General features: G+C 72.9%; 11 protein-coding genes. 9 read left to right on the forward strand and 2 right to left on the reverse strand.

Annotation, left to right across the window (positions count from 1 at the left end; translation table 11 throughout):
* Nucleotides 1-1,539: PQQ-like beta-propeller repeat protein (locus KME77_RS27350; RefSeq protein WP_219471819.1), on the forward strand; the 1,539-nt coding region annotated here is incomplete at its 5' end.
* On the opposite strand, the gene KME77_RS27355 is transcribed toward KME77_RS27350, so the two are convergent.
* Both KME77_RS27355 and KME77_RS27360 read right to left on the reverse strand, forming a co-directional pair.
* Nucleotides 1,521-3,473 carry a ligand-binding sensor domain-containing protein gene (locus tag KME77_RS27355; protein WP_219471820.1) on the reverse strand — a complete coding sequence of 651 codons (1,953 nt, stop codon included), beginning with the start codon at nucleotides 3,471-3,473 and terminating at the stop codon, nucleotides 1,521-1,523. The two genes, KME77_RS27350 and KME77_RS27355, sit on opposite strands and share 19 nt — an antisense overlap.
* A gap of 79 nt (nucleotides 3,474-3,552) precedes the next feature.
* Nucleotides 3,553-4,923 (reverse strand): amidase, encoded by a 1,371-nt coding sequence (locus tag KME77_RS27360; protein ID WP_219471821.1) that lies wholly within the window; start codon nucleotides 4,921-4,923, stop codon nucleotides 3,553-3,555.
* 234 nt (nucleotides 4,924-5,157) lie between these two features.
* Between KME77_RS27360 and KME77_RS27365 the strand changes: the two genes are divergently transcribed.
* The 8 genes from KME77_RS27365 to KME77_RS27400 all read left to right on the forward strand — a co-directional run.
* The gene (locus KME77_RS27365) at nucleotides 5,158-6,336 is read left to right on the forward strand and encodes a lactonase family protein (RefSeq protein ID WP_219471822.1); all 1,179 of its coding nucleotides are present in this window, start codon (nucleotides 5,158-5,160) and stop codon (nucleotides 6,334-6,336) included.
* 50 nt (nucleotides 6,337-6,386) lie between these two features.
* On the forward strand, nucleotides 6,387-6,560 hold the full coding sequence (locus KME77_RS27370) for a hypothetical protein (protein ID WP_219471823.1): 174 nt from the start codon (nucleotides 6,387-6,389) through the stop codon (nucleotides 6,558-6,560).
* A gap of 163 nt (nucleotides 6,561-6,723) precedes the next feature.
* Nucleotides 6,724-8,058 carry a lysine N(6)-hydroxylase/L-ornithine N(5)-oxygenase family protein gene (locus KME77_RS27375; protein ID WP_308250931.1) on the forward strand — a complete coding sequence of 445 codons (1,335 nt, stop codon included), beginning with the start codon at nucleotides 6,724-6,726 and terminating at the stop codon, nucleotides 8,056-8,058.
* Complete coding sequence (locus KME77_RS27380; protein WP_308250932.1) at nucleotides 8,058-9,113, forward strand: iron chelate uptake ABC transporter family permease subunit; 1,056 nt, start codon at nucleotides 8,058-8,060, stop codon at nucleotides 9,111-9,113. The genes KME77_RS27375 and KME77_RS27380 overlap by 1 nt, the downstream gene beginning before the upstream one ends.
* Nucleotides 9,110-10,204 carry a FecCD family ABC transporter permease gene (locus tag KME77_RS27385; RefSeq protein ID WP_219471825.1) on the forward strand — a complete coding sequence of 365 codons (1,095 nt, stop codon included), beginning with the start codon at nucleotides 9,110-9,112 and terminating at the stop codon, nucleotides 10,202-10,204. The genes KME77_RS27380 and KME77_RS27385 overlap by 4 nt, the downstream gene beginning before the upstream one ends.
* Nucleotides 10,205-10,275: 71 nt before the next feature.
* Nucleotides 10,276-10,503, forward strand: coding sequence for an MbtH family protein (locus KME77_RS27390; RefSeq protein WP_219471826.1), 228 nt, complete (start codon nucleotides 10,276-10,278; stop codon nucleotides 10,501-10,503).
* Between the two features lie 8 nt (nucleotides 10,504-10,511).
* Complete coding sequence (locus KME77_RS27395; protein WP_219471827.1) at nucleotides 10,512-12,248, forward strand: ABC transporter ATP-binding protein; 1,737 nt, start codon at nucleotides 10,512-10,514, stop codon at nucleotides 12,246-12,248.
* A partial coding sequence (locus KME77_RS27400; protein ID WP_219471828.1) for an ABC transporter ATP-binding protein occupies nucleotides 12,245-13,955 on the forward strand: 1,711 nt, incomplete at its 3' end. The genes KME77_RS27395 and KME77_RS27400, both read left to right, overlap by 4 nt.

Raw genomic sequence — 13,955 nt, forward strand, 5'->3', positions numbered from 1 at the left:
GACCCGGCCGGCGGCGTACGGGACTACGGCCGGCTCCCCCCGTCCCACGCCTACATCCGCAGCGTCTCCTACGCCGGCGGCAAGATCTACGCCGGCACCGAGGGCCCGGCGGCCGTCTTCGAGGTGGACGCCGCCACCGGCGCGGCCACGCGGCTGCCCGACCCGCCCGGCCTCGACCTGGCCGGCAAGTGGGCCTACGACGTCAACGCCGCCGCCGGCTACCTCTACGTCAGGTTCAGCGACGCCTTCCCCGGCGCGCTGCGCGTCTGGGACATCGCCGCCCGCGCCTGGGTCGACTCCCTCGACCTGGCCCACGGCCTCGACGTGTCGCCGCCCGACGAGCAGGGCCGCGTCTACTTCGTCAAGAGCGGCGAACTGGTCGGCTACGACCCGCGCACCCGTACGGTGACCCCCACCGGCATGCCGTTCACCGGCAGGGTCGCCAACACGCGCGGCATCGGCTGGGCGGAGCTCGGCCTGCCCGACTACCCCGGCAAGAGCCTGGTCGGGCTGCTGTGGCGGGGCCTGATGTTCCGCTACAACCCGCAGACCGGGGCGCACGAGTTCGTCCAGAGCGGCATCGCGGGCGAGCCGATCGACATCACCGCCATCGCCGACGGCCCGGACGGCCGCGTCTACGCCGGCGGCTTCCTCAACGGCGGCTTCGCCGCGCTCGACCCCAAGACGGGGGAGCGGGAGGAGTTCCACACCTTCTCGCAGAGCGAGGCCATGACCACGCACGCCGGCAAGCTGTACGTCGGCGCCTACCCCGACGCCAGGGTCTACGCCTACGACCCGGCGCTGCCGTGGAACAGCACCGAGTACTCGCCCAGCCCCGAGCCGGGACCGGCGCCCAACCCGGCCAGGCTGTTCGACCTCAAGGCCGAGCAGCAGATCAGGCCGCGCGCCCTGGTGTCGGCGGGCCGCTACCTGGTCGCCGGCACGATGCCCGACCTCGGGCAGCTCGGCGGGGTGCTGGCGGTCTGGGACCCGGTCAAGGGCGAGCTGCGCAGCTCCAGGCGGAACGTGGTCCAGGACCAGAGCATCGTGTCGCTGGCCTACCGCGACGGCGTCGTCTACGGCGGCACCTCCATCTACGGCGGCCAGAGCGCCACCCCGCCCACCCAGCCCGAGGCCAAGCTGTTCGCCTGGTCGGTGCGGGAGAACAGGCTGCTGTGGGAGATCGTCCCCGCGCCGGGCAAGCCGGCCGTCCCGGGGCTCGCCTTCGACGACCGCGGCCGGCTGTGGGGCATCGCGGGCGGCGAGGTGTTCGCCGTGAACGTGGCCGCCCGCAAGGTCGTCAAGCGGGTCACCCTGTCATCGAGCACGAGCGCGAGCGGGCAGCTCGTCCTCAACAAGAAGGACGGCCTGCTGTACGGCGCCCACGCGGGCACGGAGCTGTTCACGCTCGACCCGCGCTCGGCCAAGCGGACGGTGCTGCGGCAGGGACCTGTGCACCACCTGGCGGCGCACAGGTCCGGGGCCGTCTACTTCGCCGAGGGGCCGAAGCTGTTCAAGTATCAGCCGCAGAGGCGATAGGTGTAGAAGTTCTCGAAGCGTGACAGGTACATGTGCTGGTCAGGGCCTTTGAGCAGGATCGAGATCGGGCGGGCGATGAGCGTGAGCGCCATCGTCGCCCGGTCGATCCGGTACGCCTTGCCCTGCACCTTGCCGTACAGGAAACCGTCGCGGCCCAGCTCGATGTTGGTGTCGAGCCAGACCTGGGTGGCCGTGGCCCACGGGTAGGTCTGGTGCTGGACGCTGCGCAGGGTCTGGCCCGTCGCCGGGTCGAGCTCGTACAGCGTGTCCGGCGTCAGCCCCCAGAGCCGGCCCTGGTCGTCGAAGGTGATCGAGCCGAGCGCCAGGTCGCCGGGCACCGGGACGCTGTTCCACTTGAGCGTGTCGGTGGCGATGTCGTAGGCGAAGGCGCGGGCCTCGCCCTGCGGGGTGCTGGTGCCGCCGAACGCCGACGTGGTGCCGTACAGGATGCCGTCGCGGTAGGCCAGGCCGATGACGCTGTGGCCGGGGATCAGGTTCCGCCTGATCACCGACCGGCCGGTGGCGGGGTCGAGCAGCCCGAGCGCGCCGCCGATCGTGCCGGACTTCGGCACGGTGCCGAAGGCCAGCCAGTCGCCCGCCGAGACCATGGCGAACGGCCGGTCCTGCTCCTGGTCGGTGAGGTTGAGCAGCAGCCGGGGCGCGGCGCCGTCGAACTCGTAGATGCGGGCGCCGGGGTAGACGCCGAGGTAGAGCTTGCCCTTGTGGGTGACGATGCCCTCGCTCTGGCCGACGTTCGGCCAGAACTGGGACTCGCCGGTCGCCGGGTCGTAGGCGGCCAGGCCGCCGGTGAAGAAGCCGCCCGCGTAGACGCGGCCGTCCGGGCCGACCCCCATCGACCTGATGCTGACGGGCTGGCCGGTCACCGTGGACTCGAACACCTTGCCCTTGCCGCTCCTGCGGTCGTAGTGCCACATCCGGCCGGTGGAGGAGGTGCCGACGAGGGTGTGGCCGCGCCAGCCCAGCGGGCGGGCGGCGCCGCCGCCGAAGCCGGTGAAGCCCAGTTTCGTGATCTTCTTCCGCTTGATGTCGTAGACGGCCAGTTGCTCGCCCTGGAACAGGTAGACGCGCTCGCCGAGCGCCCCGCCGCCGATGGTGAGGCTGTCGGCGTTCTCGACCACGTCCCGCCACCTGCCCTTGGCCAGGTCGTAGACGCCCATCGTGTTGGCGCCGGTGGAGGTGGTGAACCGGACCAGCAGGTGGCCGCCCACGATGTCGAGGTCGTAGGCGTAGCCGCTGCCCGCGATCGGCGGGGTGATCACCTTGATGAGGGTGCCGTCGGGCCTGAGCACCGCCACCTTCATGCTCGCCGCGCCCATGCCGGCGTAGATCGTGCCGTTCCTGGCGATGGCCAGGTCACGGATGAACTGCTCACCGGGGACGGGGCTGCCCAGGTCGGCGAACTGCCCGGTCCTCGTGTCGTAGCGGAAGAGCCGGCCGTTCGGCGAGGTGCCGCCGTAGACGGCCGAGCCGTCGGGGCTGGCGGCGACCGTCCACACGAACGTCTCGCCCGGGACGGCGATGCCCAGCTCGCTCACCTGGTCGGCGACCGGGTCGTAGCGGTACAGCCGTCCGAGTGCCCCGGCGGTGGCGTTGTAGCCGCCCACGTAGACCGAGTGGTCGGGGGCCACGGTGACGGCCCAGGAGCCGAGCGCCAGCGGCAGCGGGCGTTCGGCGATCAGGCTCGCGTCGGCCGCCTTCCTGACGCTGAGCATGGCGGGGCCGGAGGCGCTGGAGGTGACCGCGTAGACGCGGTCGCCGTCGCGGGCGGTGCCCGCGGTGGTCGCGCCGGTGAGTGGCAGGGTGCCCAGGTTCTGGAAGCCGCAGCCTGTCGGCGGGGCGGCGGACTTGGTTTCGGCCTGGACCGGAGATGTCAGGGACAGGGCGATGGCTAACGCCACGGCGAGAATGCGCATTCGTTCCTCCGACGGAGATATAACGGTCTTGACCGTAATTTCTCGCGAGGTCCCTGGCAAGGTGTCGCGGCGGTCGGTGTCAGGCGCTCTCGCCCGCCGTGGCGGATCCGGCCGCGCGGGCCGCCTCGAACAGCAGCGGCTCCCGGCCGGCGCGGCAGACGAGCTGCAGCCCGACCGGCAGGCCGTCCACCGTCCCGGCGGGCACGGTCAGGGCGGGCAGGCGCAGGATGTTCCACGGGCTGGTGAGCGACAGCAGGGCGTCGCGCACGGTGACAGGGCGGCCGTCGATCCCGGTCTCGCGCAGGTCGAGCGGCGGGGCGGTGATCGCCGTGGTCGGCAGCGCCAGCACGTCGTGGCGGTCGAACAGCGCGTCCAGGGTCTCGGCCAGCCCGGCCAGGTTGTCCATGGCGCGGACGTAGCGCCAGCCGGGCATCTCCGCCGCGGCGCGCAGGCGCGTGAGCACCTCCGGGTCGAACAGCTCGGGCTCCTGGGCCAGCCGGTCGGCGTGCACGGCCGCCGCCTCGCTGCTGTGGATGGCGGCGTACATCTCGCGCAGCTCGTCGCCCGTCCCCGGCGGCACGGTCAGCTCCTCCAGCTCTTCCAGTGGACCGGCCGCCCGCGTCGTCCGCCCGGCCGCCGCCCGTACCGCCCGCTCCACGCGGGGGTCCACGGGGAAGATCCCGGACGGGTCGAGCCAGGCCACGCGCGCGGGGCCGGTGTCCTCCTCCTGGCCGCCGGGCGTGGCCAGCAGGCGGTAGGCGAGCAGGCAGTCCTCCGGGTGCCCGGCCAGGACGCCGACGTGGTCGAGCGTCGCGGACAGCGGGAAGACGCCGGTCGAGGGGATCATGCCGTACGCGGGCTTGAAGCCGGCCACCCCGCACAGCGCGGCCGGGATGCGGACCGAGCCGCCGGTGTCGGTGCCGAGCGCGAGCGGCACCAGCCCCGCCGCGACCGCGGCCCCGCTGCCGCTGCTGGAGCCGCCGGTCATGCGGGTGCGGTCCCACGGGTTGCGCGCGGGGCCGCCGGCCGAGCGGTCGCCCGTGGCGCCGTAGGCGAACTGGTGGGTCCTGGTCGTGCCGACGATGACGGCCCCGGCCTGGCGCAGCCGCCGTACGCACTCGGCGTCGGCCTCCGGGACGTGGCCGGCGAAGTGCGCCGACCCCATCGTGATCGGCAGCCCGGCGACCATGATGAGGTCCTTCACCGCGACCGGCACCCCGTGCAGCGGCCCGCGGTCGCCGCCGCCGGACAGCTCCTCGTCGGCCCGCCGCGCCGCCGCCGTCGCGCCCTCGGCGTCCACGGTGACGAACGCGCGCAGCTCCGCGTCGGTGTCGGCGATCGCGGCGAGCGCCCGCTCGGTCAGCTCGGCCGACGTGGTCCGCCCGTGGCGGAGGTCCTGGGCGAGGGCGGCGACGGTACGGCCGGTGAAGGGGCCGGGAGCAGGGGGCATGGGGGCCTTTCCGATGGGTTCGTACGGCTGGGTTCGTACGGCTGGGTTCGTACGGCTGGGTTCGTACGGCTGGGTTCGTACGGCTGGGTTCGTACGGCTGGGTTCGTACGGCTGGGTTCGTACAGCGTTCAATTTCGTCCAGTTTCGTGCCATGGGGCGCGGCCGGCGACTCGCGGCCTAGCGTGAGAGGCAGCTAAGTCGGCAACTTCGGAAATATCCGGAGACGGGGGTCTCATGTTTGCCCGGCTCAACCTTCGCTCACTCACGCCGTACCGGCTGCTGGTCGCCGTCCTGGCCGGAGCCGTCCTGCTCACCGCCGGCGCTCCGGCCGCGTCGGGGACGCCGCCCGGCCGCAAGCTCTACGTCACCAACGGCGACACCAACGACATCTCGATCTTCGACCTGGACGCCGACGGGCGGCCGGTCCCCGGGCCGGCGCTCTTCGCCACCGGACGGCAGGCGCGGGGCATCGTGTTCACACCCGACGGGCGCACCGCGTACGTCGTCGCCGGGGCGGAGAACAAGGTCTACCAATACCGTGTCCGCCCCGACGGGACGCTCACCTCGCTCGCGCCGCCCGTCCCCACCGGCGCCGGGGCGTTCGGGATCGCCGTCGCGCCCTCCGGCCGGACCGTCTACGTCACCGCCGTCGAGGCCGGCACCGTGACCTCGTTCTCCGTCGGCGACGACGGGAAGCTGGGCGTGGGCAAGGACGTCCCCACGGGCAAGGACAGCCCGCGAGGGGTCACCCTGACGCCTGACGGCCGCTTCCTGTACGTCAGCCACGGCAGGCCGGCCGTCACCCCGGACACCGGCCCGCCCGGATTCGTCGTCGTCTTCGCCGTCGACGCCAAGGGCGAGCCGGTCGGGCCCGGCCGGCCGTTCCCGGTCGAGCGCGGCGGCCTCGGCCTGTCCGTCACCCCTGACGGGCGGTTCCTGTACGTCGCGTGCGAGGTGCTGACCTCGGTGTCCCCGCGCCAGTTGTTCGGCTTCCGGATCGACGCGGACGGCGGCCTCACCACCCAGGTGCCCGGCTCGCCGTTCCGCGCCCCGGACGTGCCCGTCGGGACCGCGGTGACGCGGGACGGGCAGCGTCTCTACGTCACCAGCGGCGGGCTGAACAACACTCCCGAACTCGCCACCAAGGTGTGGGGCTTCTCCATCGACCGGTACGGGTCACTGGCGCCGCTGCCCGGGTCGCCGTACACCGCCGGGCCCGGTCCCACCGGGATCGCCCTGTCGCCGGACGGCCGTCGCGCCTACGTCAGCACGCTGGGCCGCATCGACCGTCCGGGCTCCGAACTGGTCCCCTTCGCCATCGGCGGGGACGGCCGGTTGATCCCGCTCGGCGGCCCCGTCCTCACCGGCGGCGTCCGCTCCCTCTTCCAGTCGGTGGCGCTCCCGCCCCGATGAACGATCCTCCCGCGAGACCCGCGTTCGACCGAGCGAAAGGAGAACACGACATGAGGAAGCTCGTGACGAAGGCGGCGGCCGTCCTGGTGGCCGCGCTGATGGCCGCGCTGATGGCCGCGCTGGTGGCCGCCGGGATGATCACCGCCGGCCACAGCTGGTCGGGGGTGGCTCCGCCCGGTGGCGGCGAGGCCGGCGTCGTCGCCGGGCACATGTGGGACGACTGACGGTCGTCCCTGTCACGGCGGTCACCGCCCGCGACCGCCGTGACGCGTCTTCGCCGAGGGCATCACAGTTGTCAGGAAACAGAGTGATGCACACCCCTCTCTGGCTTGTTGCAAGGTAAGCCTTACCTTATTTAGCATGGCCGGAGAGGGAGGCGATGCCTCGGTGGAGACACTGCTGAGCACACTGGACAGCACCTACGACATCGTGGGAATAGGGTTCGGCCCGTCGAATCTCGCATTGGCGATCGCACTGGAGGAGCACAACGCGCAGGTCCCGGCACCTGAACAGCTCCGCGTGGGATTCCTGGAGAAGCAGTCCGGTTTCGGGTGGCACCGCGGGATGCTGCTCGAGGACGCGACCATGCAGGTCTCGTTCCTGAAGGACCTGGTCACCATGCGCGACCCGGCCAGCGACTTCAGTTTCCTGTGCTTCCTGAAGCAGAGCGGCAGGCTGGAGGACTTTCTCAACCACAAGACGTTCTTCCCGTTGCGGATCGAGTTCCACGCCTACTTCGAGTGGGCCGCCGAGCGGGTGCGTGACCTGGTCGAATACTCCTCGGAGGTCGTCTCCGTCGAGCCGGTGACCGGGAAGGACGGAGAGGTCCACGCCTTCGACGTGATCAGCAGGGACCCGCGCGACCCCGAGCGGACGATCGTCCGCAGGGCCCGCAACATCGCCGTCGCCACCGGGCTGGAGCCGCACCTGCCACCCGGGACGGTGGTCTCCGACAGGGTGTGGCACAACAGCGAGCTGTTACCGCGCGTGGCCGCGATGAAGGAGGAAGGGATCCGCGTACGCAGGGCCGTGGTCCTCGGGGCCGGGCAGAGCGCGGCCGAGACGACCGACTACCTGCACCGGACCTTCACCGACGCGGAGGTCTGCGCCGTTTTCGCCAAGTACGGCTTCACCCCCGCCGACGACAGCCCCTTCGCCAACCAGATCTTCGACCCGGAGGCCGTGGACACGTTCTTCGGCGCCCCGTCCTCGATCAAGCAGGAACTGCTGGAGTACCACCGGGGCACCAACTACTCGGTCGTGGACATGGACCTCATCGAGTCCCTGTACAGGACCATGTACCGGGAGAAGGTCCAGGGCGCCGAGCGGCTGCGCCTCCTGCGGGCCTCGCGCATCCGGGAGGTGCGCGAGCAGGACGACAAGCTGGACGTCGAGGTCGAGTACCTGCCGACCGGCGGGCGCGAGGTGCTGGAGGCGGACCTGCTCGTCCACGCCACGGGCTACCGGCCCCAGGACATCGGCGCGGTGCTCGGCCGGACGGCCAAGCTCTGCCTGCGCGACGAGGAGGACGGGGTCAGGATCGGCCGCGACTACCGCGTCGAGACGCAGTCGCACGTGTCGGCGGGCATCTACCTCCAGGGCGCGGGCGAGCACACCCACGGACTCACCTCCACGCTCCTGTCCACCATCGCGATCCGGGCCGGTGAGATCCGCGAGTCCCTGCTCGCGCACCGCGCGCCGAAGGTGGGAGCGGCGAGATAGTGGTTCTGTCCGATCGCCGGCCGATCGCGCGAGCGGAACGGCCGGCGGGCATCGTCGCGGGCAACGCCGGCCGCGGTGCCTGGTTGCTCGCGTGCGTGGCGGCACTGGCCGTGACGTGCGTCCTGAGCATCGTCATCGGAACGAGGAACATCCCGCTCGGCACCGTGTGGGACGCCTTCCTGCACTTCGCCAACACCGACGACCACGCGATCGTGCGCGAGCTGCGGGTGCCGCGGACCGCGCTCGGCCTGCTGGCCGGGGCGGCGCTGGGGCTGTCGGGGGCGGTCATCCAGGCCGTGACCCGCAATCCGCTGGCCGACACGCAGATCCTCGGGATGAACGCCGGCGCGGCGCTGTTCGTGGTGTTCGCGATCGGCGTGCTGGGGCTGACCAGCATCTGGTCGTACATGTGGTTCGCGTTCGCCGGGGTGGCCTTCGCCACGGTCCTGGTGTACGCGCTCGGCTCGGCGGGGCGCGGCGGCGCGACCCCGCTGCGGCTCACGCTCGCCGGGGTGGCGCTCGGCGCGGTCATGGACGGCGCCTCGGCGGGCGTGCGGCTGCTGAAGCCGAGGGCCTTCGACTACCTGCGCTTCTGGGACGTCGGCACGCTCGGCGGGCGGCCGCTGTCCATCGCCGGGGCGGTCGCCCCGTTCATCGGGGTCGGGCTCGTCCTGGCCTTCGCCGCCGCCCGCTCGCTCAACGCGCTCGCGCTGGGCGACGACCTGGCGCGCTCGCTGGGCGCCGGGATCACGCGGGCGCGCGTGCTGTCGGTGGTCTCGGTGATGCTCCTCACCGGGGCCGCGACGGCGGCGGTGGGGCCGATCGGGTTCGTCGGGCTGATGGTGCCGCACGCGGTGCGCTGGATCGTCGGGCCCGACCAGCGGTGGATCTTCGCGTTCACGGTGATCTGCGCACCGATCCTGCTGCTCGGCGCCGACATCGTCGGCCGGGTGCTGATCCGGCCGGCCGAACTGCAGGCGGGCATCGTCACCGCGTTCATGGGCGCGCCGGTGCTGATCTGGCTGATCCGCCGCCGGTCGGTGAAGGCCCTGTGAGCGGGCGGGCGAAGAGCCTCCTGCGCGGGCCCGCCGGCGGCAGGCTGGGCTTCGGGCGGCGGGTCGTGGTCGTGCGCTTCCCCTACCCGCTGTCGCTGCGGTTCGGCGTGCGCACGCTGACGATCTGCGGCGTGCTCGGCCTGGCGGCCCTGGCGGTCGCCGTGCTCGGGCTGGGCACCGGCGAGTTCGAGGTGCCGCCCGCGGACGTGATCCAGGCGCTGGCCGGGCAGGGGTCCGGCGCGACGCGCCTGGTCGTCATGGAGTGGCGGCTGCCGCGCGTGCTGATGGCCCTGCTCATCGGCGGGGCGCTCGGGCTGAGCGGCGCCATCTTCCAGTCGCTGCTGCGCAACCCGCTCGGCAGCCCCGACGTGATCGGCTTCAACATGGGCGCCTACACCGGCGTCCTGGTGACGATGCTGCTGGTGGGCCGCGGATACTACGAGACCGCCGCCGGCGCCCTGATCGGCGGGCTCCTCGCGGCCGCGGTGGTCTACCTGCTGGCCTACAAGCAGGGTGTGCACGGGTTCCGGCTGATCATCGTGGGGATCGCGATCAGCGCCGTCCTCGGCTCGGTGAACCAGTGGTTCATCATCAAGGTCAAGCTGCAACTGGCCGTCGCCGCGGCGATCTGGGGACAGGGCAGCCTGAACACCGTGAAATGGGAGCAGGTCCCGCCCGTCGCCGTGGCGGTCGCGCTGCTCACCGGATGCCTGCTGGCGCTCGGGCCGCGCCTGTCGCTGCTGGCGATGGGCGAGGAGTCCGCGGCCGCGCTGGGCGTGATCACCGAACGCTCCCGGCTGCTCTACCTCCTCATCGGCGTCGCGCTGACCGCCGTCGCCACCGCCGCCGCCGGCCCGGTCTCGTTCGTCGCGCTCGCCGCGCCGCAACTGGCCCGGCTGCTCACCCGTACGGCGGGCGTCGCCCTCGCGCCGTCGGCCGCCATGGGCGCGCTGCTGATGATGACCAGCGACTGGCTCGGCCAGCGCGCCTTCGCCCCCACCCAGCTCCCCGTGGGCGTGGTGACGGTGTCGCTCGGCGGCCTGTACTTCGTCTGGCTGCTGTCCCGGCCGCTGAGGAGGGCGGGGCCATGAGGGCTGCCTGATCACCGACGACCCCCAAGACGCACACCCGCCCGTAAACCCTCGCGCAGTCAGGAGACACCATGTCCAACAACCCGTTCGACGACGAGAACGGCACCTTCTACGTGCTGGTGAACGAGGAGGAGCAGCACTCCCTGTGGCCCACCTTCAAGGAGGTGCCGCAGGGCTGGCGCGTCGTCTTCGGCGACGGAGGCCAGAGCAAGCGCCAGGAGTGCGTGGACTACGTCGAGGAGCACTGGACCGACCTGCGGCCGAAGAGCCTGCGCGAGAGCATGGCCGCCGACCAGTGACCGAGCCCATGACCGGGCCCCTGACCGGCCGTCCGGCGGACAGCCGGCCCTTGACCGGCCGCCGCGTCCTGTGGCGCACGGTGACGCGGAACCGGCGGCGGCTGAGCGTGGGGACCGGCCTGATCAGCCTGCACCAGGTGTGCGAGTCGCTGGTGCCGATCCTCATCGGAGTGATCGTCGACCAGGCCATCGGCCCCGGCGACGGCGGCGCCCTGCTCCTGTGGGTGGCCGCCCTCGCCGCGCTGTTCACCGCGCTGACCATGGCCTACCGCTTCGGCGCCCGCCAGCTCATGCTGGCCATCGCCGACGAGGCGCACATGCTGCGGGTCGAGGTCGCCTCGAAGATCATGCATCCGCGCGGGATCAAGGCCGACCGGCGGGCGGGCGACCTGCTCACCGTCGCCACGACCGACACCGACAACACCTCCTACCTGCTGGACTACGTGCCGCGCATCGCCGGCGCCCTGACCGCGACCACGGTGAGCGCCGTCGCGCTGCTGGTGATCGACTGGCGGCTGGGGCTGGCCGTGCTGATCGGCACGCCCGTGGTCCTGCTCGCGCTGCAGGCCGCCACGCCGCTGATCACCAAGCGGGTGACCGAGCAGCAGGACCTCGCCGGGGAGGCCACGTCGCTGGCCGCCGACCTGGTCAGCGGCGTGCGCCCGCTGCGCGGCATCGGCGCCGAGGACGCGGCCGCCCGCCGCTACGACGAGGTCAGCAGGCGCTCCCTGCGCGCCGCCCTCCGCGCGGCCCGCACCCAGGGCGGCTACCTGTCGGCCTCCACGGCCGGCGGCGCGCTGCTGGCCTGCGGCATCGCCATCCTGGCCGGGTGGTTCGCGCTCAACGGCCACATCAGCGTCGGCGAGCTGATCACCGTCATCGGCCTGGCGCAGTTCCTGATGGAGCCCATGGGGCTGCTGGCCGTCGTCCCCTCCTGGGTGGCCGAGGCCAGGGCGTCCGCCGACCGGGTGGCCACGGTCCTGGACGCGCGGGAGGTGCTGCCCGAGGGCACCGAGACACTAACTGAGACGCTCGCCGAGGCCGCGCCCGAGCTGGAGCTGCGGACGCTCACGTACGGGACGCTCGACGGCGTCTGCCTGCGCGTGCCGCCCGGCGAGTTCGTCGGGGTGGTGGCGCACCGGTCCGCCGACGGGGAGGCGCTGGTCAAGATCCTGTCCGGGCGGGTGGCGCCGGAGGAGTACGAAGGCGGCGTCCTGGTCGGCGGCCGGCACCTGGCCCGCCTGGAACCGGCCGACGCCCGCCGGACGATGCTGGTGGAGCCGCACCTCACCGACCTGTTCACCGGGACGATCGAGGACAACGTCACCGCCGGCGGCCCGCTGGACGACGGCGCGCTCGCGGCCTCGGCCGCCGACCAGGTCGTCTCCGCCCATCCCGACGGCCTCACGCACGTCGTCGCCGAGCGCGGCGCCAGCCTCTCCGGCGGGCAGCGGCAGCGCCTGGCGCTGGCCCGCGCGCTCATGGCGCGGCCGGCGATCCTCGTGATGCACGACCCCACCACCGCCGTGGACGCGGTGACCGAGCACGAGATCGCCCGGGGGCTGCGCGCGCTGCGCCACCCCGAGGCGGGGCTGCTCACCACCGTGGTGGTGACGAGCAGTCCCGCTCTGCTCGCCATGACGGACCGCGTCGTGGTCCTCGCCGACGGCCGGGTGGCCGCCGAGGGGACCCACGCCGAGCTGGCCGTCTCCGACGACGACTACAACCGGGCGGTGCTGCGATGACCGACAACGAGAGGCTGCCCGTCGCCGGCGCGCGCAGGAGCTGGGGGTGGCTGCGCGGCGAGCTGCGCGAGCGGTGGGGCAGCGCCACGCTCTCCCTGCTGGTCGGCGTCGTGGGCGCGGTCGCGTCCGTGGTGCCCGCGTACGCCCTGGGCACGCTCGTCGACCGGGTCAGGGAGCACGCCCCGGTCTCGGCGATCGTCGCCATCGCGGTCGTGATCGTGGTGGCCGCCGTGGTCGGCGGCATCGCCACCGGCGCGGCCACATACCTGATCGGCCGGGTGTGCGGCTACATGCTGGCCGACCTGCGCGAACGTACGGTGGCCAGGGCGCTCACCCTGCCCGTCACCACCCTGGAGCGCGTCGGCAAGGGCGACCTGCTGTCCCGGGTGAGCACCGACGTCGCCTCGATCGCCAAGGCCGCCACCAGCGTTGTTCCCACGATGATCTCCGCGTTCCTGCTGGGCGTGCTGAGCATCGTGGCGATGGCCGGGCTCGACTGGCGGCTCGGCCTGGCCGGCGCGGTCGCGATCCCGCTCTACGTCATGGCGCTGCGGTGGTACCTGCCGCGCGCCGCCCCCCGCTACGCCGAGGAGCGCCGCGCCATCGCCGACTCCTCCCAGCTCCTGGTGGAGAACATGCAGGGCGTACGCACCGTGCACGCCTACCGGCTGGAGCGGCGGCGCCTGGACGACATCCAGCAGGCCTCGCGGCAGGTGCACCACATCTCGGTGTCGGTGTTCACGCTGTTCACCCGGTTCGTCGGCCGGGTCAACCGGGCGGAGTTCTTCGGCCTGGCCGCGATCCTCATCGTCGGTTTCCTCCTGGTCCGGGCGGGGGCCGTCACCGTCGGGCAGAGCGCGGCGGCGGCGGTGCTCTTCCACCGGCTGTTCAACCCCATCGGCATGCTGCTGTTCACCTTCGACGAGGTGCAGGCGGCGGGGGCGAGCCTGGCCAGGCTGGTCGGGGTGATCGACCTCGCGCCGCCCGAGGCGCGGGGTTCCAGCGAGGAGGAGCCGGAGGGCTCCGGCCTGGAGCTGTCCGACGTGCGCTTCAGCTACGACGGCGCGCCCGAGGTGCTGCACGGCGTCTCCATCAGCCTGGCCGCCGGGACCCGGGTCGCGCTGGTGGGCTCGACGGGCGCGGGCAAGTCCACGCTGGCGGCCATCGCCGCCGGGATCCTGCGGCCCGGCGGCGGAGCCGTACGCGTCGGCGGGGCGGCGCTGTCGCCCGACAGCCTGCGCGAGCACGTGGCGATCATCACGCAGGAGGTCCACGTCTTCGCCGGCCCGCTGATCGAGGACCTGCGCCTGGCGCGGCCCGGCGCCTCGACGGCCGAGGTCGAGTCGGCCCTGGCGGCGGTCGGCGCGCTGGACTGGGCGAGCGCCCTGCCCGAGGGCCTGGACACGGTCGTCGGCGAGGGCGGCCACGAGCTGACCACGGCCCAGGCCCAGCAGCTCGCCCTCGCCCGCCTGATGCTCGTCGACCCCCCGATCGCCATCCTCGACGAGGCCACGGCCGAGGCGGGCAGCCTGGGCGCCCGCACGCTGGAGGAGTCCGCCGCCGCCGCGACCAAGGGCCGGACCACGCTGGTCGTCGCCCACCGGCTGACCCAGGCCGCCGCCGCGGACCGGGTGGTCGTCATGGAACACGGCCGGATCGTCGAAGAGGGCCGGCATCAGGACCTGGTCGCCGCCGGCGGGCGCGACG

The organism is Nonomuraea rhizosphaerae, from assembly GCF_019396405.1.
Taxonomy (GTDB): Bacteria; Actinomycetota; Actinomycetes; order Streptosporangiales; family Streptosporangiaceae; genus Nonomuraea; species Nonomuraea rhizosphaerae.

Bases quoted from the DNA above. Each gene is read 5' to 3' on its own strand.
- KME77_RS27355 (WP_219471820.1), bottom strand. From the start codon at position 3,473: ATGCGCATTCTCGCCGTGGCGTTAGCCATCGCCCTGTCCCTGACATCT.
- KME77_RS27360 (WP_219471821.1), bottom strand. From the start codon at position 4,923: ATGCCCCCTGCTCCCGGCCCCTTCACCGGCCGTACCGTCGCCGCCCTC.
- KME77_RS27365 (WP_219471822.1), top strand. From the start codon at position 5,158: ATGTTTGCCCGGCTCAACCTTCGCTCACTCACGCCGTACCGGCTGCTG.
- KME77_RS27370 (WP_219471823.1), top strand. From the start codon at position 6,387: ATGAGGAAGCTCGTGACGAAGGCGGCGGCCGTCCTGGTGGCCGCGCTG.
- KME77_RS27390 (WP_219471826.1), top strand. From the start codon at position 10,276: ATGTCCAACAACCCGTTCGACGACGAGAACGGCACCTTCTACGTGCTG.
- KME77_RS27395 (WP_219471827.1), top strand. From the start codon at position 10,512: ATGACCGGGCCCCTGACCGGCCGTCCGGCGGACAGCCGGCCCTTGACC.